The organism is Aquimarina atlantica (genome assembly GCF_000626715.1).
Taxonomy (GTDB): Bacteria; Bacteroidota; Bacteroidia; order Flavobacteriales; family Flavobacteriaceae; genus Aquimarina; species Aquimarina atlantica.
Genome location: NZ_AQRA01000006.1, coordinates 371,142 through 392,241 on the forward strand (window position 1 = coordinate 371,142; position 21,100 = coordinate 392,241).

The window sequence follows — 21,100 nt, forward strand, 5'->3', positions numbered from 1 at the left end:
ATCTTATGCATCTTATGTGTTAATTCCGATGGATGCCGATGGCCAGCAAAATCACCTGAAAGCCTATGGGATTACATACTGGACATTAAGCAAAGATCTAAAAGTAAAATGGTTGTTAAACTATAGAGGAGGATCTTTTTTATTACCAGATACAGAATATATTAGAAAAGAATGCACCATTAGAGGCGTTTCGTACGAAGTACTTAGTGATGCAAAAACTAATGAGATTTTAGAAGAAATTAGTAGCCCTTCACAGAATATGGAAGCCGTGGTGTTAGAAAAAGCACCAAAAATAGCAGTATATTCTCCCAAAGGAAATCAACCTTGGGATGATGCAGTTACAATGGTATTAACATTTGCAGAAATTCCTTACAAAACCATTTATGATAAAGAAGTTCTTGAAGATAACCTGATCTTATATGATTGGTTACATTTACATCACGAAGATTTTACAGGACAATATGGTAAATTTTATGCTTCGTATAGAGCTGCTCCATGGTATATTAGAGAAAAAGCCGCTGCAGAAAAACTAGCTAATGAACTTGGGTACTCAAAAGTCTCGGAAGAGAAACTGGCAGTTGCTTTAAAAATTAGAGACTATGTTGTTGGTGGAGGATTTATGTTTGCTATGTGTAGTGCTACCGATAGTTTTGAGATTGCCATAGCAGCAGAAGGAGTTGATATTTGCGAACCTATGTTTGATGGAGACCCTAGTGAACCGGGATATCAGTCCAAAATAGATTATAATAAGACTTTTGCGTTTAAAAACTTTACATTAGAACGTAGTCCAAATGTATATGAGTTTTCTTCAATCGATATGACTAGAAAGCGTCGTATCCCTAAAACAACTGATTATTTTACTTTGATGGATTTCTCTGCAAAATGGGATCCTATCCCAACTATGCTTTGTCAAAATCATACAGCTTTGGTTAAAGGGTTTATGGGGCAAACTACAGCTTATAATCCTAATGAGATTAAGTCTAATGTATTAGTATTGGGTGAAAATAAGACCAACTCAGAAGCTCGCTATATACATGGGATTAAAGGAAAAGGATTCTTTACATTTTACGGAGGGCACGACCCCGAAGATTATACACATAGAGTCGGTGATCCAAAGACAGAGCTAGAATTACATCCTAACTCACCAGGATATAGACTAATTCTAAACAACGTACTCTTTCCTGCTGCAAAAAAGAAAAAGCAAAAAACCTGATTGCAATTTCGTACTCCTAATCACGGTTTACAGGGATAAATTTACGTACTACATTTTATAATTTTGTTTTTAGATTCATGATAATGAAGCCTACATAAACAAAATGATAAAAAAAGTATTAATGATATTAGCTGCGATTTTTCTATTACTAACTACACTGGGTATTTATGGAGTGTATCGTTTTTTAAATCCATTTGGAGAATTGGTAAATAAGGAGAAATCTAATTCTTATTTCTATACACGGGATGGAGATAAAATTGTACACAGTCCGATGGGAAATTGGTTTTCTTTAGGTAAGACCGAAATGAATGTTGATTTTGATACTTTTCAGGTTTTAGGAAGAGAGTATGCAAAAGATCAAAACCATGCATATTATGGTGCAAAACTTCTGGATTTTGATATTGATGTTTCTTCTTTTACTGTTAAGTTTGATTATAATATACCTATGGATAAAAACCATGTATACATTTTGTATGATCGATATGATTTAGAAGATGGAGGAGGTTTTAAAATTTTAGAAGATGCAGACCCGGCCACATATGAACAGTTAAATTTTAGTTTTGCAAAAGACAAGAATTATATATTTAGGGATAATGAAAAACTAACAGAAGTAGACTATACATCTTTTGAAATACTTAATGAAGAGTTTTGCAAGGATAACAAAGGAGTATACTATTACTTATATCATGAACCCTTACGTAAGATTGAAACGAACCTATCAGAAGTAACTGTATTAAATCAATATTGTATTCGTGATGATAAATATGTATACCTTCATACCAGTAGAAGGAATGGAGAAAGCGTTGATGAAGTAGTTAGTATACCTTATAAGAATGCTGAAAAAATAACGTTTTTTGAAAATAATAGAATAATAAAAATAGATGATACGATCTATTATGAAACAACACCCTTAAAAGAAGCAGATGCCGATACTTTTGAAGAAGTAGGATATGGATATACCAAAGATATCAATCATGTTTTTTTTCTTGGAGAAATTGTTGAAGGTGCAGATTCTAAAACTTTTAAATATAATAGTAGAAACTACACTTTTTCAGACAAAAATTATATTTATGAATCGGGAGAAATTTTAAAGAAATCAAAAAGATGGTAATATAATGTTGTAAGGTAATTTAAGTACTACGACTACATTGTCTAGAATTAACTTATTTAACAAATTGTACTCATGAAAAATCTTATCCTAGTATCACTTTTGATTACAACTATTATTTCCTGTAAACAAGAAGTAAAACCAGAGAAAGAAATTAAGGTTCGCAAAGAACAAAAAGAAGAGATTATACCAGATAGATCAGGAGATTTTCCCGAAGATATTGCAACTGTTTTTAAAGCTCATGGGGGCATTAACAAGTTTGATCAAATGAATAGTATGATTTTTGAGATAGCTAAGCCCGAAGGAAACGAAAAACATACTATAGATCTTAAAACTCGTTATGCACGAGTAGAAACAAACAAATTTGTTTTGGGGTTTGATGGTAAAGAAGCTTGGATAGAGCAGGATTCTACTTATTTTAAAGGAAACCCTCGTTTTTATCACAATCTGATGTTCTACTTTTATGCAATGCCTTTTGTTTTGGGTGATGATGGAATTTCATATCAAAAGGTTGATGATCTTAATGTAGATGATGTTTCATATGCTGGTTATAAAATATCTTACGGAGATGGTGTAGGAGATTCACCCAAAGATAATTATTTCCTTTATTATGATAAAGTATCTGGAAAGATGAAATTTCTGGGATATACGGTTACATTTTTTAGTAAAGAATCCAGCGAAAAAATAAGTCTGATAGAATATACTACCTGGAATGATGTAAACGGAATATTACTTCCTGCAACTCTTAAATGGAGAGCGTATAAAGATGGTGTAGTAGGAGAGGTTAAAAGCGAAATAAATTTTGTAAATGCTAAAGTAGATAAGAAAAAAGTTTCTGGTTCATTGTTCAAAAAAACTGTTATAGAAGAAAGTAAGACTTTGTAGATAATGTATGTTGTAATGCCAGAAAACTTAATTGAAAATAAGTTTTAAAAATCAAATAAGATTAAGAGAATATGACATTACATTTCAGGTTCATTACTATAATTTTAGTTTTAACTTTTTGTACAAATAATTTTGCTCAGCCACAGGAAATACCAAATACGGCCAAATTACCTGATACTTCATCATGGGAATCTGTAAGGAGGCAAATTAAAATGGAGACCCGTTTTATCAAGAGATGGCCTGATGCCGAGCATTATTATAAAAGAGGTAAATATAAAGCAGTAATACATGAGTGGAAATCAGCATTATCAGATTTGGATAAATCAATTGAGTTTAACCCTAATGTAATGATTTCATATTATATTAGAGGGGGTGTGAAGGAAAGATTAGATGATTTAGAAGGATCGAGAGATGATTTTTCAAAAGTTATCGAACTAAGACCAGATTTTAAAATGGCTTGGTTAGATAGAGCCCAGATTTATACAAAACTTAAAAATTTTGATGCTGCAAAAGCAGATTTGGATATGGCTCTAAAATTGTACCCAAATTGGAGCCTCGCTTTCTTTCGATTTGGTAATTTGTATAGTGATAAAAAAGACTACGATAAGGCAATAATATATTACGAAAAATGTATAGAAATCAACAAAGGTTCATATATGGCATATAATAATTTGGGAGATATATATTATAAGAAAAAGAACTATGACAAAGCAATTTTTTATACCACAGAAGCAATACTAATTTTTCCCAACTATGTAAAAGCTTTAAAAACAAGAGTAGGAGCAAAAATAGCTAAAGGAGATACGGATTTTTGTGAAGATATTAAAAAGTTGGTAAAATTAGGAGATATAGAATCGATATCAATTATTAATGAATATTGCCCAAATTGATTGATAAAGTAATATAACCTTAATGACAATTGTATTTTCTTAGTAAGTATACATTAGCCTATATTAGGGACAGATTTTTTTAAAGAAGTAACGCCTTTTTAACTAAAAAGGCGTTACTTCTTTAAAAGGATTATTTAAAACTATTATTTAGTGTATTTTTCACTATATCGTTTCCATAACTTAGTCTGATGGCTTTCTAAGCTAATATCACGTCCTTGAATAAAAGCTTTCTCTAATTGATTTGTGCGCATATCCAGAGCATCACCAATACTTATAAATAAAGTAGCATCTTTGCCAACTTCAAGAGTTCCGGTACTATTATCTATACCTAGAATTTTGGCACTATTACCAGTAATAAGCTGTAAGGCTTTTTCTTTATCTAATCCATGTGCAGCAACAGTTCCTGCCTGAAATGGTAAATTTCGAGCATTAGCGCGCTCCATTTGCCCGCTATTCTGTATTGCGACCAATACTCCAGCATCCATCAATAATTTTGCATTTTTATAGGGTAAATCATAATCTTCATCTTCTTGTTGCGGAGTAGAATGTGTTCTTGTAGCTAATACAGGGATATTGTTTTGTTTTAACTGATTTGCAACTTTGTAAGCTTCATAAGCACCTACCAAAACTATTTTCTTGATATCATTTTCTTTAGAAATACGAAGTACATCCAAAATTTCTTTTTCGGTATTTACATGTACAAACAAAGTTTTTGATCCATCAAAAATGCCTTTCATTGCAAGATGAGGAAGGTTTACTGTTGTTGTATTTGATTTAATAGAAGCTTTGGATTGATGTATAAAATCTACCAATTCTGTTATTTGTTCTACATATTTTTTATTGGGTTTATATCCTGGTTCTTCACCAAGCCACCAACGACCCCTGGTAAAGGAACTTGGCCAATTGATGTGGATACCATCATCTACTTTTATAGTTGCATCTTCCCAATTCCAGGCATCTAGTTGTACAATCGATGATGTTCCCGAAATTCTACCGCCACGGGGAGTAATCTGCGCCATCAAAACACCATTAGGGCGCATGCTTTCAACAATTTTACTCTCTGCGTTGTAAGCAATAATGCTTCGAATATGCGGGTTGTAATTTCCAATCTCGCTATCGTCATCTGTGGCACGAACAGCACCTATTTCTACTAATCCTAATGTAGAATTTGGAGCTATAAAACCAGGATAGACATGTTTACCAGAAGCATCGATTACGGTTCCTTTTGCAGAGGCACTTCCATTAGTACCTATTGCCGTTATCTTTCCCTTTTCAAAAATGAGAATGCTGTTTTCAATAACTTTTCCATTACCAATGTGCGCTGTAGCACCAGTAATCGTTATTGCTTCACTCTGAACTTTTGCTGGAGTTTGCTGCGCTGTTACTTTTCCAAAGGAAATAATGTACAGTGCTATTATGAATACTATTTTTTTCATATCTATTTTGTATAATTCTCTTGTCACACTAATCTTGTCGAAGTGTTGTTTGAATTGATTCTGAACAAGTTGAGTGTACATATATTTTTAATTAATAGTTTCTAAAGTTTCACATTCGAACTGTTGTTTTTCCTTTTTCTTGGCAGGTTGCGTTTTAAGACCACTGTTTTTTGCCTTTAACATCATAGTAGAAAGTTTGTTTCTTTCTGCTGCAATAGATTTTCTCATAGCCTTATCTTTTTCAAGATCAAAATAGATTGCTCCTTCGATTATAGTCTTTTCTGCTTTTGCATATATCGATAGAGGGTGATCAGTCCATAATACTAAATCTGCATCTTTGCCTATTTTGATACTTCCTACTCGGTCATCAATATGTAACAGTTTAGCAGGATTAAGAGTTACAAATTTCAAAGCATCTTCTTCGCTTACACCACCGTATTTTACAGATTTTGCAGCTTCTTGATTAAGACGGCGAGACATTTCTCCATCATCACTATTAATTGCAGTAACGACCCCTTGTTTATGCATAATTGCAGCATTATATGGGATCGCATCATTTACTTCATATTTATAAGCCCACCAATCAGAGAAGGTAGACCCTCCAACCCCATGTGTTGCCATTTTATCTGCTAATTTGTATCCTTCTAGAATATGCGTAAAAGTGTTAATTCTAAAGTTAAATTTTTCGGCAACCTTCATTAGCATATTGATCTCACTTTGAACATAAGAATGGCAGCTGATATAACGTTGACCGTTTATTATTTCTGCCAGAACCTCCATTTCGGTATCCTTACGATAGGGTTTACCGCTAGTTTTACGTTTATGATATTCTTTTGCACGAGAAAAGTAATCTATATATAATTGTTCGACTCCCATTCTTGATTGAGGGAAACGACTAAAACTTTGCCAGTTACTTTGTTTTACATTCTCTCCTAATGCGAATTTGATAAATTTAGGTGAATTGCGATAGATAAGGTTATTAGCGCTTTCTCCCCATTTTAATTTTATGATTGCAGAACGTCCTCCTATTGGATTGGCAGAACCGTGAAGAATCTGTATTGAAGTTACACCACCGGCCAGGTTTCTATAGATATCGATATCATCAGGAGATACGACATCTTCGATAGTTACTTCAGCAGAAGAATTATGTCCAGCTTCGTTAATTGCTGCTGCAGCGATATGAGAATGCTCATCAACAATACCAGAGGTAAGGTGTTTTCCTGTAGCGTCTATTATTTTAGCGTTACTATCATTAAGGTTTTTACCAATAGCAGAGATTTTACCATTTTTGACTAGTACATCGGTCTTGGTTAAAATTCCATCGGTTTCATTGGTCCAAACTGTTGCATTTTTAAATAGTAGCGACTCTGATTTTAGTAATTGGGAATTCCCATATGCTATATTAGGATACACAACAGGAAGAACTTCTGGTTTTTCTTTTTTATCGGTCGACTTTTTATCCTTTTTTTCAGATGACTCTTCAGGTTTCTTCTTTGCCGAAAAAGAAGTTTGTGCTCCATTAGGAAGAATAGCCTTACCGCTCCAAAAATTAGGAGAATCAGTAATGCTGGATACAATCCTTGTATATTGCGTTTTAGTTGTATCAGTATCGGTAAAAGTGATAGTTACCCAATCATTCTTATAGTTTATTTTAGTACCTAATTTTGTTTCGCCAAGTTTTATTTCGGCTTTAGGTTTTGTAGGCTTTCCAGAAATTGACATATCATATGTTTTTCCGGCAAGGGTTAGCTCATAATTACCGTTAATGTCGGTAACATTCATGTCATTAACTACATTTTTATGACCCTGTACCCAATTTTCATAAATAATATTGTCTTTTGAAAATAATTCGCTTTTGGTGATTAGAAAATTGGCATAACTTCCTTTTTTTATACTTCCTAAAAGATTACTCTTTCCTAAAATCTGTGCAGGTACTGTTGTTAGAGCAGCAATGGCAGTTTTTTTATCAAGACCATACTCAATGGCTTTCATGATTCTATTTTTAAGATCTGCTATCTTTTTTAATTTATGGGTAGTTAAAGAAAAGGTAATCCCATTTTTTGATAATACTGAAGGATTTGTCGGAGCCTGGTTCCAATGTTTCATATCTCCAAGGCTTACCAAATTAGTCATAAAAGGGTCAGAAACATCATATGCTTCAGGAAAATCCAGAGGAATGATATACTTGGCATTGGTTGCTTTTACTTTGTCGATCCTGGCATATTCATCTCCACCGCCAACAAGTATGTATTGTGTCTTAAATTGATCCCCAACCTTATCGGCTCTAAAACCGTTTATTCGGCTTCCGGCTTCAAAAATTTGAGGAAGGTTTTTATTCCTGTTTAAAGCTTCTAGAGATAGATCTTTGTTGGTTGCATTGCCACCAGCATACCAATCGGCATCGTGATACATTTGTCTTAGAAGTGCCATAGCTCCCATTAGTGAAGTAGGGTATATTTGTTTACTTTTATTACTCTTAGAAAAAGATAAAAATTGTGATGAACGATCACTTAATAGTCGATCTCCTTCTGTACCTTCATTATTTAGAGCCACCAATAGTCCTGTTCCTCTTACAATACCATCGGGCATATGTGTATTAAGCACTCCAAACCCTTCTTTTACATATTCTGTTGCCTTTTTGGCATCATATTTAAAGGATGTTAGAGCATTCGTTTCGGGACGAATGTGATCGTTCCAGTAATACCCTTCTCGGGAGGCTTCATATTGAGGATTACCACTAAAAGGGCTTCCTCCTTTCCGTTTAGGTTTTTCGATTCCAAAATTGGTAAACGGATCAATAAAAGAAGCATAAATATGCTTTCCCTTTAGGTCAATTATCACACTATTTGCAGGAGGTGTAATAGCATTCCCTACCTGTACAATCTTACCCTTTTGGATAATTAGAGTTCCGTTTTTGATTTCGGTATCGGGTGTTGTGTGAATCGTTGCGTTTTTAAATACGGTATAATTAGAATTTGTGGTGTTAACCCCATCATTTTTTGGGAAATAATCCTGAGAGTAAGAATTTAAAATTCCGCATATCACCGTAAGTGATAATAGAAGTTTTTTCATAAATGTAGTGTAAAAGTAAATTGAATCCGATTTAAAGATAATGGTTGAAATAAAAAGAGGTTGTTAATTAAGATTGTTTTAACATTAGCTATTGCCCTATTAAATTTGTATTTTTAGAGTTATATCTATATTGATTAACAATAGAATACATAATAATGAAAAGTTTTTTTATTCTTTTTTTATGGATTGGTAATACCTTGATGATTAGCCAAACCAATATAAACAACAATTTTAATTCTAGTAATAACTTAGCATATGATACTACAAAAGTACTTAATGTATATAATAGCCCTACTGGAAATAGTTATACCGAAAAATCGATAAAAGGACATAAATATTATAATGAGGAGTATAAAATAGCAGAAATTTATGTTGATGATAGGATGATTCATAAATATGCTGTTCGTTATGATGCCTATCACGATCAAATTGAGGTTATCGAGAATGATAAAAAATTTGTGCTTTCTAAAGAAAATAAAATCCGGGTCGTTTTAAAAGACTATGAATACGGGCTACTATTAAATAAAAAGGGAGTAGAAGAGTATTTTATTCTCTTTAACAAGAATAAGGAAACTTCGTTAGTATTAAAAGCAAGAAAAAAAATCGAGGATGCCAAAAAACCTCAATCAGGTTTTGAGAAACCTAGGCCTCCAGCTTTTTATAGAGATTATTCTTATTTTATAAAAAATAATTCAGATGATTTAAAGAAAGTAAGACTGAAAAAGAATAGCATTCTTACCGTTTTGAAAGACAAAAAAGAAGAACTTGAAAAATTTGCATCTTCAAAGAAACTGAAGTTTAAAAAAGAAGCAGATTTAATTAAGATTATAGATTACTACAATACATTGTAGTGCTATTTTAGAGTTTTGTCCTGCACTAATTTTAAGATAAAAATATAATTCCTACTATTCTTTCTATTTTTAACTTCTAATAGAAACAGAATACATTCGTTCAGAAATTTCGATCTAATTTTGATTATTATATGTAGGGTGAATCCTTACATTGCTATATACGGTATGCCATAATTGAATCAAATATAAAGCTAAGGTTGATATAAGAGATGTTGTTAATTAAGATTGTTTTAACATTAGATATACTAGTATAAACTAGGATTTTTAGAAATTTACGAAAATATTAACAATAAAATTTTATACTAATGAAAAACCTTTTTATTCTTTTTTTAATCATAAGTAATACGGTAATGATTGGACAAGAGACCTTTGGAGGAGGAGCTTCGGACCCTGGAGGTAACACAGCAATAGGGCCTTTTAGTTCAACAATTATGGTACAACAAAAAGCTCGTAACACTACCATTAAAGGGCATCAGTATTTTGAAGAGAATAATGAAATGGCTACAATATATGTGAATAAAAAGCAGGTACGCCAATGTTTGGTTAGATACAACGCTTTTAATGGAGAATTAGAATATGTAGATGATAATAAAAGATTTAATATGCTAAAAGTAGAGAACTTAGAAGTTGCTCTTAAAAAGTATAGCTATAAATTGTATGAATATGAGGGAGATAGACAGTTTTTTGTTGTGTATAATAAAGGGGCGTTTTCTTTGGGAATGAAAGCATTGAAAAAAATAAAACAAGGAAAAGAAGCGGTAACCAGTTATGATGCCAGTACACCTTCAAAATATGTTGAGAATAACAAATATTTTATAATTGATAATGAAAAAGGAGAGGTTAAAAAAGTAAAACTTAAGAAAAAAGATATACTTAAAGTTTTAGATAAAAAAGAAGAACTTGAAAAGTTTGCCTCTTCAAAAAAACTAAGTTTTAAGAAGGAAAAAGACGTGATTAAGATTATTAATTATTATAGTTCTCTATAGTATATCAGATTATTAAATAGTATTTTTTATAAAGGGGCGATATTATGTATAAAAGTCGTCTCTTTTACTTGGGGAAAATTTAAATTAAATAGAATGAAAAAATTGTTTTTAGCGCTTTTATTGTTGCAAAGCTCTCTAGTAGTAGCACAAGCTAAAAATGGTTCTGTTGCAGGAGCCGAAGAAACATCAGATATGAGTGCTTATGGGACTCGAGTAGTTGTTAAGAAACCTCCAAAATACAGCGTTCAGGGGCATCAGTATTATGAAGATGAAAATAAACTTGCTTCAGTATATGTAAACGGAAAAAAAATGCGGAGAGCCTATGTTAGATATAATACTTTAAATGATGAAATTGAGGTTACAGAAGTATTCAATATTCTGAAAAAAGAGAATATTCGGGTTGTTTTAGATGAAGGGTATGTATACAAGATGTTAGAGTATGAAGGAACAAAGCAGTTCTTTGTCTTTTTAAAAGAAGGAAAGAATTCTTTGGTGATGAAGGTAGAAAAGAAGATAAAACAAGGTCAAAATGCAATTGATGCTTATGAAAAGACAACGAATGACAAGTATATAGAAAAACGTAATTATTTTATATTGAAAGCCGGAGGTGAATTACTCAAAATCAGATTAAAACAGAAAGATATATTGAAAGTTTTTGAAGATAAAAAGAGTGAAATCGAAAAATACGTTTCTTCAAAAAGACTTAATTATAAAAAAGAAAATGATCTAATGAGGATTGTGGGGTATTATAATACCTTATAGTTGCTCTATAATCTGGTTTTATAATAATTGACTAATAAAGCTACGACATAACTATAGGTTTCCATACCATCAGGTTGGTTATTAGCTTTTAGATAACTATCATAAGTACTTTTAAAAATGGGTTCGAGGGGATTTTCATAAGATTCCCAGAACTCATTTACTTCAATATAATTTCTTCTAATACCAGGTCTTAGTTTTTCGATAAGACAGATTGCTTTTTCTTCATTACGAAGATAGAGATCATTTAAGCAAAATTTTAAGGCAAAGGTAGCTCCGCTATAATTAAAATATATGTCATCATAATTCATTGTAGTTAATGCCGCAATAAAATTGGCTTCATTCTCTTTAGCAAATCCCAATTGATGCGCTTCTTCATGACAACTAGTAGTAGGAGCTTTGTAATTAAGTATTAGTCCATTTACCTGTGCTTCATTGGTAATAGGGTTTAAATACCCACTAAAACCCATATAAGTAAGAGGAAGACTTAATATAGATGTTTTAATACTTTTAGGGTGATATTGTAATACAGGGAATATTTGATGTAACTGATCGTAAGCAGGAACTGTTTTTTGAAATATTTCTTCTTTAGAATAAGGAATATGTATTGGTAGTGAATCATTAGATTCTAGTTGAAGATGTAAAGAATTGGCCCGAAGTATAAATTTCTCTGAAACAGTAATCAGTTCTTCTTCAGTATATACGTCATCTATATGTAATATCTCATGCAAGGGTAATCTATAATAATTCATTCCCCAAAGAATATGAAAACAAGCATATACAACAGATAAAGTAGCACCGATATCCAATACCACTTCTTTCCAAAACAATCGTTTTTTAAATACTTTTTTAAATAAAAAACGTATTAGCATAATAATCAAAACACAATATAAAATGTCTCCAAAAGAAAATGGAAGCCATCCAAATACGTATCGCAAAGCCTTAGAGATATAAACAAACAAGCCATTACTATAAAATCGCTCTATAACTTCGGGGAACAAAGACAGAATTTGAATCAGAATGATTTGAACAGGAAGTAATAGGGTGAGATAAAGTTTTGTCTTAGATTGCATGGGATAAAGATATTTACAATTCTCAATTTAGAATGAAGAATTAAGAGTTTTTTAGTATCTATTCGTTTGACCCCAGAAACTTTGAGACTTTGATAGCACTATGCTTTGATACTTGATTTAAAATTTAGAATTTTGTTGCATATCTATAATATAAAGCGGTCAATATTTAAACATCAATTATGAATTCAGAAATAAGAAGCCTTGAGCCTAAAGTGATATGGAATAAATTTGCAGATCTTAATGCAGTTCCCAGACCTTCAAAAAAAGAAGAACGTGTTATTGCATTTATGAAAAATTTTGGAGAATCATTAGGGTTAACTACCGAGGTCGATAAGGTTGGTAATGTTCTAATAAAAAAACCAGCTACTCCGGGAATGGAAGATCGAAAAGTGGTGGTGATGCAATCTCACCTGGATATGGTACATCAAAAAAATGCAGATACCGATTTTGATTTTGATACCCAAGGTATAGAAATGTATATTGATGAAGATTGGGTTAGAGCCAAAGGAACAACACTTGGTGCTGATAACGGACTGGGAGTAGCTACAATTATGGCAGTTTTAGAATCTACAGATATTGCGCACCCTGCTATCGAGGCATTATTTACCATAGATGAAGAAACTGGGATGACTGGTGCTATGGGATTAGAAGGAGGATGGTTACAAGGAGATATATTACTAAATCTGGATACAGAAGAAGATGATGAAATAGGAGTTGGTTGTGCTGGCGGAATTGATGTTACAGCAAAAAGAAGTTACAAAGAAGAACCGGTTACAGAAGGTAAAGTAGGATATACAATTGCTATTACTGGGCTTAGTGGAGGACATTCTGGAATGGATATTCATAAAGGATTAGGAAATGCTAATAAAATAATGAATAGACTATTATTTGATGGTTTTGAGAATTTTGGTTTACAGATTAGTGAAATAAAAGGAGGGAGCTTGCGTAATGCAATTCCGAGAGAGAGCTTTGCAATAGTTGTAGTAGATGCAGTACAGGCAAAAGCTTTTGAATTCGAAATAGGAGAGTTGTCAAAGATAATCCAAAATGAACTTTCTATCGCTGACCCAGATCTTACTATAGAAATTAATACAACAGATTTACCAAAGCAAGTAATGGAGTTAGGTGTTCAGGAAGGAGTAATAAAAGCATTATATGCTGCACATAATGGAGTGTACGCTATGAGTGCCTCAATCCCTGATTTGGTAGAAACTTCTAATAATATTGCTAAAATAACAATAGGACAAGGAGATATTACTATCGAATGTTTAACCCGAAGTAGTGTAGAATCTTCTAAACTAGATCTTGCAAACAAGTTAAGGGCTACTTTTGAGTTAATAGGATGTGAAGTAATCACTAGCGGAGATTATCCTGGTTGGGCTCCTAATATGAATTCTCCAATTTTAAAAGTAATGGACGAATTGTATCAAAATCTTAATGGTGAAAAAGCACATGTAGCTGCCTGTCATGCAGGATTAGAATGTGGTATTCTGGGGCAAAATTATCCAGATATGGATATGATATCATTTGGTCCAACAATCTTAGGAGCACACTCACCAGACGAAAGAACAAGTATCTCGTCGGTACAAAAATATTGGAAATTCGTAAAAGAAATCTTAAAAGAAACTCCGAAAAAATAGTAATCTTAACTATTTAATTTGGAGAACAATATATAGATCTATCTTGCTTCTAAGACATAACGTCTGATATAAGTAAGATAGATCTTTTTGGTTTACAGAAGTATGTAATAAGATCATTCTATATTACCTTAATTCATTGCTTTAGAATTTCCTTATCATATTCACCCGAATTAGTTATTTTTAAACTGCGGTAGAAAAATGATTCTTATCTCTTTTAGATTATATAATTAGCACAAAATGGTTATACATTACCCTAAACTAATAATGGTAAAAAATATAATAATAGCTCTAATCATCATAAGCATATCTGGGTGTAATAGTTCGCAGACTAATAAAAAAACATCTGTGACTTTTGTAGATACGACAAAAACAGTAGCCTCAGATAGCTTATATTCTAATAAGCAAGAAGATGCTATAAACGATAAGCAACGTGAAATTAATGAACAAGAAATTGAAATTAGTATCAAAAATGAATCTGATTATTCAGAAAAATTTATTGAAGGACTTAAAAAATTAAGAGAAGAGAAGATCACACTTTCTGATAGTCTGCTAATTTTAAATGATAAAGACACTATTCATTTTCCAGGAACCCCAAAAATAGGTCGTAGAATAACGTTAACTGGTAAAAAAGATAACCTTGCTATTGCGGTTACAATTAAACGACTTAATTATACTACAATCGATTATAAAATAGAAATGATAGAATTTGGTAAATCAAGCCATATCCAAAATGGAAAAGCAGATATAGCTTCGAGTTTCTATTTTGGTGACGAATCTGATGAAAGTGATAAAACCGGAGTTAGTTATTTTGTAACCGAATTTTCTGACCTAAGAGAAAATGATTGTTACACGTATATTAGAGTTGGTTATGAAGAAGAAACTAGCCCTTACTTACTTGGAAAAATAATAAAGAATTGTAATGGTAAACTATTGGATATAGACCTTGACAATTTCTCGACGTTAATAGAAAAATAAAACATTATAAAATGGTCTAATTTTTATCTAAAAATGAATCCAGAAAAAATAGTACAAGAACAATTAGAAGCTTATAATAATAGAAATTTATCTGATTTTTTGTCTTTTTATGTTGAAGATGTAAAGATTTATAATTTCCCTGATTCAGAACCATTTATTAATGATAGTTCAAAACTAAAAGAAGTATATCAAGATGTTTTTGAGAATTCACCTAAACTAAAAGCAACTATTACAAACAGAATAGTATTTGATAATAAAGTAATTGATAGAGAGCAGGTAACGGGTAGAAAAGGAATTGATTTTATTGAAGTTGTAGTGATTTATGAAATTGAAAACAATCTAATATCAAAAGTTCATTTTATTAGAAAATGAAGCAAAAAATGAAACTTCCTCGATAGAGAAGAAAATAAAAAACACAATCAAAATATGTTAGTCATATGAAAAATACAGATGCACCAATTGTAGTAGAAGAAATTTATATGACGACTCTAGAAAATGTTTGGAAAGCCATAACAGAATTAGACCAAATGAAAAAATGGTTTTTTGAACAAATTAAATCATTCGAAGCTAAAGAAGGATTTGAAACACAATTTGTTGTCGAGATCGAAAATCGAAAATTCACCCATCTATGGAAAATAGAAGAAGTTATACCAAATCAAAAAATAAAATATAACTGGAGATATAAAGAATATGAAGGAGATTCATTTGTAACATTCGAATTGTTTGAAAACGAGAGTAATGTTAAACTAAGATTAATCACCGAAATAATACACAGTTTTCAATCAAATGTTCCAGAATTTACAAGAGAGAGTTGTGTAGGAGGTTGGGAGTACTTTGTCAAAAGTAGTTTAAAAGAATACTTGATGCCCGAAAAATAGGTGTATAACGAAACTCTACTCCCAGAGATGGTTAAATCATTACTTAGATTTATCAATATCTTAAAGAATCATGGATGGATAGCAAAGAAATTAAAATAAGGCAACTTGTAGCATCAGATAAATCACAATTGGCAAAACTTGCCAACAATCATAATATATCAAATAACTTAAGAGACTATTTCCCTAATCCTTATAATGAAGAGGATGCCAAGTCCTTTATTAAAATGACAATACAACAAGATCCTATAGTGAGTTTTGGGATAGAGTTTAAAGGTGAACTTTGCGGAGTTATATCACTGATGCTTCAAGATGATATGTATAGAAAATCAGCAGAAATCGGGTATTGGCTAGGAGAACCCTATTGGGGTAAAGGGATTACTACAAAGGCCGTAGACCAGATAACCAAATATGGATTTGAAAAATTGAATTTGATCAGAATATATGCAGGAGTTATTGAATACAATACGGCTTCGATGAGTGTACTCGAAAAAAGTGGGTTTAAAAAAGAAGGAATATTCCGAAAAGCGATTGTTAAGAATGATAAAATTTGGGACGAACATAGATATTATATCTTAAATAAAAAGGTATAATGAGCATTGTTCTCATACTCAATAGATAATAAAGTATGATTTTAGATTTTGAAAAATGAAAATAACAGAGATAGAGCTCAATAAAGAATACTTGATTGCTAAACAAAGCAAGGACATAAGTTATTCTGATGTTTTTCAATTAAGAACAACATCCTTAAAAGAAGTGCCTAAACCAAAAGATTGTATGGTAGCATTTTTTAAAGCCTTCTCACCGTTTTTTATAAAATTATTACTCTCAAGAGAGAAAATAGCCAAAAAAATGGGACTAAAAACGGCGACTAAACTCACTCAAAAAGAAAGAGAAGCACATTTGAACGAATTTGAAGGTAATATTGGAGATAGTATTGCATTATTTGATGTGTTAGACAAGAGTGATATAGAATTGTTAACAGGGCAGAGAGATAAACATCTAGACTTTAAATTGTCTTTTATTAGTTATGAAGAAGGAGACGACAAGATAATGGAACTAGCTACCACAGTAAAAATTCATAATACTTTAGGAAAAATATATTTCTTTTTGGTGAAACCGTTTCATCGATATTTTATGAAAAAGATATTTATAAAAATGGAAAAAGAAGTAACGCTTATAGAAAAAAGAAGACACGATAATACAGCAAACTGATCTTCTTTCACTTTAAAAATTTTATCATAATCAAGGTATTAAACTAAAAATACGTCAATTTTAAGAATCACAATTCTAAAAATGTAATCGTCTGTAAATCTTCACTATATCTAGCCTAAGCGTTATGTTAGTTTTAATTGGTTAACTGGCAAGTAATCAATAAAATAAAAAATATTTGGTTTATTGATAGCTCTTAAATATATTTGCAGTGTACTAGATAACTAATACACTAGCCATGATCCAAATTAAAGACTTACGGTTCTATTACCCAAAAAGCAAAATAATCCTGGACAATATTACTTTAGATTTTGTTCCTGGAAATATTTATGGACTTTTTGGTAAGAATGGTGAAGGAAAGAGTACATTAATGAAGATAATGACTGGATTGCTATTTCCAAAAGCAGGTTATTATCGGGTTTTGGGTAAAGATATTTCGGGAAGAAATGTAAAATGTCTTCAGGAGATTTTTATGGTACCAGAAGATTTTGAGCTACCAGGGCTTAAAATTTCTACTTATGAACAAGTAAATTCTCCTTTTTATCCGGGGTTTTCTAGAGATCAGTTTTATAAACTAATAGAAGAGTTTAAACTTTCTGCCGATGAAAATATATCAACCCTTTCTTTTGGTAATAAAAAGAAAGTACTTATCGCATTTGGAATAGCAACAAATACAAAACTCTTGCTTATGGATGAACCTACAAATGGGTTAGACATTCCATCAAAAAGTCAATTTAGAAAAATCATGGCTCTGGCGGTTGATGAAGGAAAATGCATTATTATTTCTACTCACCAGGTTAGAGATTTACATAGTTTGATAAATCATATCGTAATTCTGGATCAGTCCAAAGTAGTATTTGATCAACCCCTTTCTAATATTTCTGAACATTTATGGTTTGGAAAACCTATGCGGGATGAAAGAGAGTCTATTATTTATTCTGAAACGTCTTTTGGAGGAAAGGCCATGCTTTTTAGGCAGGATAGAGATGAGACCGAAGTAGATCTCGAATTATTATTTAATGCCGTTTTAAGTGAATCTAATAAAATTAATAATGCCTTAAATACATTTCATGATGAAGCAATTTAACATTAGTAGAATAGGCAATTTTATATATAGAGATATTATACTTCTTAAAGGAGCGATAATTACTACTTTATCGGTTGTAAGTGCTATTTTTTTTATTGTCTTTTTGTTTAGTTTACGAGGAGATCATCAGATTACGAGTGGTGAGTTTATGAGTGTGTTCGGTAAATTTTACGTAGCATTGGGAGTATTGTTTATTTTTTCGGTTTTTAAAGAAGCGCATAATCAAAAATCAAATCATTTCTATTTTTCATTACCTGTTTCGTCTTATGAAAGAATAGCTGCAGCGTGGCTTAGCACTTTTGTGGTATATACTCTTGTGTTTTCAATTCTTGGTTTTTTGATAGGGCAAATAGCAATCATATTGGGTAGTATATTTTCTAAAACGAATTTTCACCTGTTACCGATATTTTCAGAAAGCTACTGGCACACGGTCAAAGTGTATTTTGTTATACAACCCGTATTTCTCTATGGTGCAATTGCATTTAATAAAAATAGAGTTGGTAAAACATTACTTGTCGTCGTATTATTTGTTATTGGGCTGATAGTGCTAAATATGATGCTTTTTGGGATCCTCAATTACAATTATGATGTGTTTTCTGGAGAAGGACTAGCATCAGAAGCATTTGATAAAACCGGACAAGATTTCTCTGCAATAGGAAAAGGATTTTTTATGGGCATTTTTGCCCCATTAATGCTATTGGCAAGTTATTTTAAGATAGTTGAAAAGGAAGTTTAAGAATGGATTTTGATAACAGCAAACCTATTTATTTACAAATTGTAGATGTTTTCTACGAAAATATACTTGTAAAAAAATGGCAGGAGAACGAAAGAATACCTTCTGTAAGAGAGATTGCTGTTATGGTAGAGGTGAATCCTAACACTGCAATACGAGCTTTTACCTATTTGCAGGAGCAAGAAGTAATCTATAACAAAAGAGGAATAGGGTATTTTGTTTCAGAAAACGGATATAATAAGGTTCTTGATATTAAAAGAAAAGAATTTATGGAAGATCTCCTTCCTGATATATTTAAAAAAATGAGATTACTTGATATAAATTTTGAAGAAGTAAAAGATTCATTTAATCAATATTTAAATAATATAGATCATGAAAACAAGTAATTGGATTGTAATAGGTGCATTAGGAGCTGTTATTCTTTTTTTCCTGGCTTTTCAGTTTTCTATACATGATAAAGTTAGAGAAGGAGAGTTACGAGAAAATGCAATTCAATATACAGGGAATATGATATCCGAAATAAGGAATGTTTCTGCATTTAGCAAGATATCGGTTACTCATGGTATTGAAGTTTTTTTTAAACAAGATAGCATAACAGCGGTAAAAGTAGAAGCCTCAGGAAATTTGATGCCCCATATCAAAACCGAAGTGAAGCATAAAAAATTAATCATAGAAAAAACTAAAAGAGAGCAGAAAGAAGACACCGTGAGAATATTTGTTTCTAATCACCAGTTGGATTCATTACAGGTGAGTTCAGCATCATATTTTGAAACAAAAGGTACTGTTTCTGGAAAAGATTTAGTACTACAATTTACTAAAGATAGTAATGGAAATCTCGAATTGTCCTATGAATCGATTAAATGCTCTGCCACTCCTGGGTCTAATGTAAAAATAAAAGGAAATACAAATCAAATCGATTTCTCTAACTAATCAATAGAGAAGAAAACTAAATATCATCATCAATCAAAAAACGAACAGTTATGGATTTAATCAAAAACGAAGATTACCAGGTGCAAAATAGGACCGCAAGAATTGCAGGACTAGTTTATTTATGTGTTGTACTTACTGGAATCTTTAATCTAGTGTATGTACCCTCAAAACTTATAGTATGGGATGATGCCGCAATTACATTTAATAATATAACGACATCAGAAATGTTATTTCGAATGGGGATTTTAAGCGGATTGATTAGCTATGTATGTTATATAATGTTACCAATAGTTTTATACAAATTACTTAAACCAGTTCATAAAGAATATGCAATAGTAATGGTAGTATTTGCTATTATTAGTGTTCCTATCTCTTACTTGAATATACAAAACAAAGTAGATGTTCTTTCTTTGATTGGTAATGCAGAATATCTGAAAGTGTATACCGGAGAACAGTTGCAAGCACAGGTAATGCTGCTTTTGGAGTCTTATCATAACGGAATTCTTATTGTTGAGGTATTTTGGGGACTTTGGCTCTTTCCTTTTGGATATCTGGTTTTTAAATCAGGTTTTCTTCCTAAAGTATTGGGTATTTTGTTAATGATGGGTTGTTTTAGCTATTTGATAACCGTATGTGCAGGACTACTTTTTCCGCATTACAAAATTCCTTCTTTTGTTATGCTTCCTGCCAGTATAGGAGAAATAGGTTCTTGTTTGTGGCTACTAATCATGGGCACAAAAAAAATAATCAACATACATAGCTAATAGTTAGAATACATATATCTGGATAAAATATCTAGACAAAATGTTTAAAAACTAAGTATTTAGGTCAAAAAAAATCATCATCATCAATCAAAAAACGAACAATTATGAAATCAAAACACGCTATCGCAGGTACGTTAGAAAACGATTCTGTGAAAACTAAAAAGGTATCAAAATTCTATTTACATGCAATGCGTGCTATTTACCTCCTTACTTTTTTAAGTTTGGGGCATAGTACATGGTCAGAAATTATAAACCCCAGTGAAGTTTGGGGACCTTATGATGGGGTTACCTATAGTTTTTGGGCAGCATATGCTACTTTGATGGGTTTAGGAATACGATACCCTTTAAAAATGTTACCATTGTTATTACTACAGCTATTCTATAAGTCGGTATGGGCGATAGGTATTGCATACCCTTTATGGTCTTCTGGTCAATTAGATTCGACCTCAGAAGGATTCCTCAGACCATTTCTTATAGCAATTCCTATTGACCTTATTGTTATTCCCTGGGGATATGTGTTTAAAAACTACATAAAGGAACTTTTTAGATTTAGATAATCTATCGAACTTTTTTAAAATACCTCTATCAGTGTTAATTTCTTACTTCTTATA

22 protein-coding genes are annotated in these 21,100 nt (G+C 31.7%); 19 read left to right on the forward strand and 3 right to left on the reverse strand.

Annotated features, from left to right (window positions below; genetic code table 11):
* Positions 1-28 precede the first annotated feature (28 nt).
* From ATO12_RS15285 to ATO12_RS15300, 4 genes are all read left to right on the forward strand, one after another.
* A complete protein-coding gene (locus ATO12_RS15285; RefSeq protein ID WP_034243587.1) occupies positions 29-1,213 on the forward strand; it encodes a hypothetical protein in 1,185 nt (394 codons plus the stop codon).
* 103 nt (positions 1,214-1,316) lie between these two features.
* Entirely contained in the window at positions 1,317-2,324 is a 1,008-nt protein-coding gene (locus ATO12_RS15290) for a DKNYY domain-containing protein (RefSeq protein WP_034243141.1), read from the forward strand.
* A 72-nt stretch (positions 2,325-2,396) separates the two neighbouring features.
* Positions 2,397-3,206 carry a hypothetical protein gene (locus tag ATO12_RS15295; protein WP_034243144.1) on the forward strand — a complete coding sequence of 270 codons (810 nt, stop codon included), beginning with the start codon at positions 2,397-2,399 and terminating at the stop codon, positions 3,204-3,206.
* Between the two features lie 71 nt (positions 3,207-3,277).
* Positions 3,278-4,096, forward strand: coding sequence for a tetratricopeptide repeat protein (locus tag ATO12_RS15300; RefSeq protein WP_034243146.1), 819 nt, complete (start codon positions 3,278-3,280; stop codon positions 4,094-4,096).
* 143 nt (positions 4,097-4,239) lie between these two features.
* On the opposite strand, the gene ATO12_RS15305 is transcribed toward ATO12_RS15300, so the two are convergent.
* Complete coding sequence (locus ATO12_RS15305; protein WP_034243149.1) at positions 4,240-5,532, reverse strand: amidohydrolase family protein; 1,293 nt, start codon at positions 5,530-5,532, stop codon at positions 4,240-4,242.
* Positions 5,533-5,619: 87 nt separating this feature from the next.
* Positions 5,620-8,604 carry an amidohydrolase family protein gene (locus tag ATO12_RS15310; protein WP_034243150.1) on the reverse strand — a complete coding sequence of 995 codons (2,985 nt, stop codon included), beginning with the start codon at positions 8,602-8,604 and terminating at the stop codon, positions 5,620-5,622.
* A 155-nt stretch (positions 8,605-8,759) separates the two neighbouring features.
* Here ATO12_RS15310 and ATO12_RS15315 point away from each other — a divergent pair, with 155 nt between their 5' ends.
* The 3 genes from ATO12_RS15315 (at position 8,760) to ATO12_RS15325 (ending at position 11,203) form a co-directional block, all read left to right on the forward strand.
* A complete protein-coding gene (locus ATO12_RS15315) occupies positions 8,760-9,455 on the forward strand; it encodes a hypothetical protein (RefSeq protein WP_034243152.1) in 696 nt (231 codons plus the stop codon).
* A 305-nt stretch (positions 9,456-9,760) separates the two neighbouring features.
* Complete coding sequence (locus ATO12_RS15320) at positions 9,761-10,441, forward strand: hypothetical protein (protein ID WP_034243153.1); 681 nt, start codon at positions 9,761-9,763, stop codon at positions 10,439-10,441.
* Between the two features lie 93 nt (positions 10,442-10,534).
* Positions 10,535-11,203 (forward strand): hypothetical protein, encoded by a 669-nt coding sequence (locus ATO12_RS15325; protein ID WP_034243155.1) that lies wholly within the window; start codon positions 10,535-10,537, stop codon positions 11,201-11,203.
* A 5-nt stretch (positions 11,204-11,208) separates the two neighbouring features.
* Here the strand turns inward: ATO12_RS15325 and ATO12_RS15330 are convergent, their stop codons facing one another.
* Positions 11,209-12,273 carry a DUF3810 domain-containing protein gene (locus ATO12_RS15330; protein WP_034243157.1) on the reverse strand — a complete coding sequence of 355 codons (1,065 nt, stop codon included), beginning with the start codon at positions 12,271-12,273 and terminating at the stop codon, positions 11,209-11,211.
* 179 nt (positions 12,274-12,452) lie between these two features.
* On the opposite strand from ATO12_RS15330, the gene ATO12_RS15335 reads away from it, so the two are divergent.
* The 12 genes from ATO12_RS15335 (at position 12,453) to ATO12_RS15390 (ending at position 21,046) form a co-directional block, all read left to right on the forward strand.
* Entirely contained in the window at positions 12,453-13,913 is a 1,461-nt protein-coding gene (locus ATO12_RS15335) for an aminoacyl-histidine dipeptidase (protein WP_034243159.1), read from the forward strand.
* Positions 13,914-14,177: 264 nt separating this feature from the next.
* A complete protein-coding gene (locus ATO12_RS15340; protein WP_131248844.1) occupies positions 14,178-14,888 on the forward strand; it encodes a hypothetical protein in 711 nt (236 codons plus the stop codon).
* Positions 14,889-14,921: 33 nt separating this feature from the next.
* On the forward strand, positions 14,922-15,260 hold the full coding sequence (locus tag ATO12_RS15345) for a nuclear transport factor 2 family protein (RefSeq protein WP_034243163.1): 339 nt from the start codon (positions 14,922-14,924) through the stop codon (positions 15,258-15,260).
* 65 nt (positions 15,261-15,325) lie between these two features.
* Positions 15,326-15,766, forward strand: a complete 441-nt coding sequence (locus ATO12_RS15350; protein WP_034243166.1) for an SRPBCC family protein — start codon at positions 15,326-15,328, stop codon at positions 15,764-15,766.
* 74 nt (positions 15,767-15,840) lie between these two features.
* Positions 15,841-16,356 carry a GNAT family N-acetyltransferase gene (locus ATO12_RS15355; protein ID WP_034243168.1) on the forward strand — a complete coding sequence of 172 codons (516 nt, stop codon included), beginning with the start codon at positions 15,841-15,843 and terminating at the stop codon, positions 16,354-16,356.
* Between the two features lie 55 nt (positions 16,357-16,411).
* Positions 16,412-16,978, forward strand: coding sequence for a DUF2867 domain-containing protein (locus tag ATO12_RS15360; protein WP_051575862.1), 567 nt, complete (start codon positions 16,412-16,414; stop codon positions 16,976-16,978).
* 235 nt (positions 16,979-17,213) lie between these two features.
* The gene (locus ATO12_RS15365; RefSeq protein ID WP_034243170.1) at positions 17,214-18,062 is read left to right on the forward strand and encodes an ABC transporter ATP-binding protein; all 849 of its coding nucleotides are present in this window, start codon (positions 17,214-17,216) and stop codon (positions 18,060-18,062) included.
* A complete protein-coding gene (locus tag ATO12_RS15370; protein WP_034243171.1) occupies positions 18,049-18,798 on the forward strand; it encodes a hypothetical protein in 750 nt (249 codons plus the stop codon). The genes ATO12_RS15365 and ATO12_RS15370 overlap by 14 nt, the downstream gene beginning before the upstream one ends.
* A gap of 2 nt (positions 18,799-18,800) precedes the next feature.
* Positions 18,801-19,181, forward strand: a complete 381-nt coding sequence (locus tag ATO12_RS15375) for a GntR family transcriptional regulator (RefSeq protein ID WP_034243175.1) — start codon at positions 18,801-18,803, stop codon at positions 19,179-19,181.
* Positions 19,168-19,725, forward strand: a complete 558-nt coding sequence (locus ATO12_RS15380; protein WP_034243184.1) for a GIN domain-containing protein — start codon at positions 19,168-19,170, stop codon at positions 19,723-19,725. Before ATO12_RS15375 ends, ATO12_RS15380 begins: the two co-directional genes overlap by 14 nt.
* Positions 19,726-19,775: 50 nt before the next feature.
* Positions 19,776-20,489, forward strand: a complete 714-nt coding sequence (locus ATO12_RS15385) for a DUF4386 domain-containing protein (protein WP_051575863.1) — start codon at positions 19,776-19,778, stop codon at positions 20,487-20,489.
* Positions 20,490-20,593: 104 nt separating this feature from the next.
* Positions 20,594-21,046, forward strand: coding sequence for a hypothetical protein (locus ATO12_RS15390; RefSeq protein WP_051575864.1), 453 nt, complete (start codon positions 20,594-20,596; stop codon positions 21,044-21,046).
* Positions 21,047-21,100: the final 54 nt, after the last annotated feature.

What these genes read in the sequence shown, in the direction of transcription:
- ATO12_RS15285 (WP_034243587.1), top strand. Translation starts at nt 29, where the DNA reads ATGGATGCCGATGGCCAGCAAAATCACCTGAAAGCCTATGGGATTACA.
- ATO12_RS15290 (WP_034243141.1), top strand. Translation starts at nt 1,317, where the DNA reads ATGATAAAAAAAGTATTAATGATATTAGCTGCGATTTTTCTATTACTA.
- ATO12_RS15295 (WP_034243144.1), top strand. Translation starts at nt 2,397, where the DNA reads ATGAAAAATCTTATCCTAGTATCACTTTTGATTACAACTATTATTTCC.
- ATO12_RS15300 (WP_034243146.1), top strand. Translation starts at nt 3,278, where the DNA reads ATGACATTACATTTCAGGTTCATTACTATAATTTTAGTTTTAACTTTT.
- ATO12_RS15305 (WP_034243149.1), bottom strand. Translation starts at nt 5,532, where the DNA reads ATGAAAAAAATAGTATTCATAATAGCACTGTACATTATTTCCTTTGGA.
- ATO12_RS15310 (WP_034243150.1), bottom strand. Translation starts at nt 8,604, where the DNA reads ATGAAAAAACTTCTATTATCACTTACGGTGATATGCGGAATTTTAAAT.
- ATO12_RS15315 (WP_034243152.1), top strand. Translation starts at nt 8,760, where the DNA reads ATGAAAAGTTTTTTTATTCTTTTTTTATGGATTGGTAATACCTTGATG.
- ATO12_RS15320 (WP_034243153.1), top strand. Translation starts at nt 9,761, where the DNA reads ATGAAAAACCTTTTTATTCTTTTTTTAATCATAAGTAATACGGTAATG.
- ATO12_RS15325 (WP_034243155.1), top strand. Translation starts at nt 10,535, where the DNA reads ATGAAAAAATTGTTTTTAGCGCTTTTATTGTTGCAAAGCTCTCTAGTA.
- ATO12_RS15330 (WP_034243157.1), bottom strand. Translation starts at nt 12,273, where the DNA reads ATGCAATCTAAGACAAAACTTTATCTCACCCTATTACTTCCTGTTCAA.
- ATO12_RS15335 (WP_034243159.1), top strand. Translation starts at nt 12,453, where the DNA reads ATGAATTCAGAAATAAGAAGCCTTGAGCCTAAAGTGATATGGAATAAA.
- ATO12_RS15340 (WP_131248844.1), top strand. Translation starts at nt 14,178, where the DNA reads ATGGTAAAAAATATAATAATAGCTCTAATCATCATAAGCATATCTGGG.
- ATO12_RS15345 (WP_034243163.1), top strand. Translation starts at nt 14,922, where the DNA reads ATGAATCCAGAAAAAATAGTACAAGAACAATTAGAAGCTTATAATAAT.
- ATO12_RS15350 (WP_034243166.1), top strand. Translation starts at nt 15,326, where the DNA reads ATGAAAAATACAGATGCACCAATTGTAGTAGAAGAAATTTATATGACG.
- ATO12_RS15355 (WP_034243168.1), top strand. Translation starts at nt 15,841, where the DNA reads ATGGATAGCAAAGAAATTAAAATAAGGCAACTTGTAGCATCAGATAAA.
- ATO12_RS15360 (WP_051575862.1), top strand. Translation starts at nt 16,412, where the DNA reads ATGAAAATAACAGAGATAGAGCTCAATAAAGAATACTTGATTGCTAAA.
- ATO12_RS15365 (WP_034243170.1), top strand. Translation starts at nt 17,214, where the DNA reads ATGATCCAAATTAAAGACTTACGGTTCTATTACCCAAAAAGCAAAATA.
- ATO12_RS15370 (WP_034243171.1), top strand. Translation starts at nt 18,049, where the DNA reads ATGAAGCAATTTAACATTAGTAGAATAGGCAATTTTATATATAGAGAT.
- ATO12_RS15375 (WP_034243175.1), top strand. Translation starts at nt 18,801, where the DNA reads ATGGATTTTGATAACAGCAAACCTATTTATTTACAAATTGTAGATGTT.
- ATO12_RS15380 (WP_034243184.1), top strand. Translation starts at nt 19,168, where the DNA reads ATGAAAACAAGTAATTGGATTGTAATAGGTGCATTAGGAGCTGTTATT.
- ATO12_RS15385 (WP_051575863.1), top strand. Translation starts at nt 19,776, where the DNA reads ATGGATTTAATCAAAAACGAAGATTACCAGGTGCAAAATAGGACCGCA.
- ATO12_RS15390 (WP_051575864.1), top strand. Translation starts at nt 20,594, where the DNA reads ATGAAATCAAAACACGCTATCGCAGGTACGTTAGAAAACGATTCTGTG.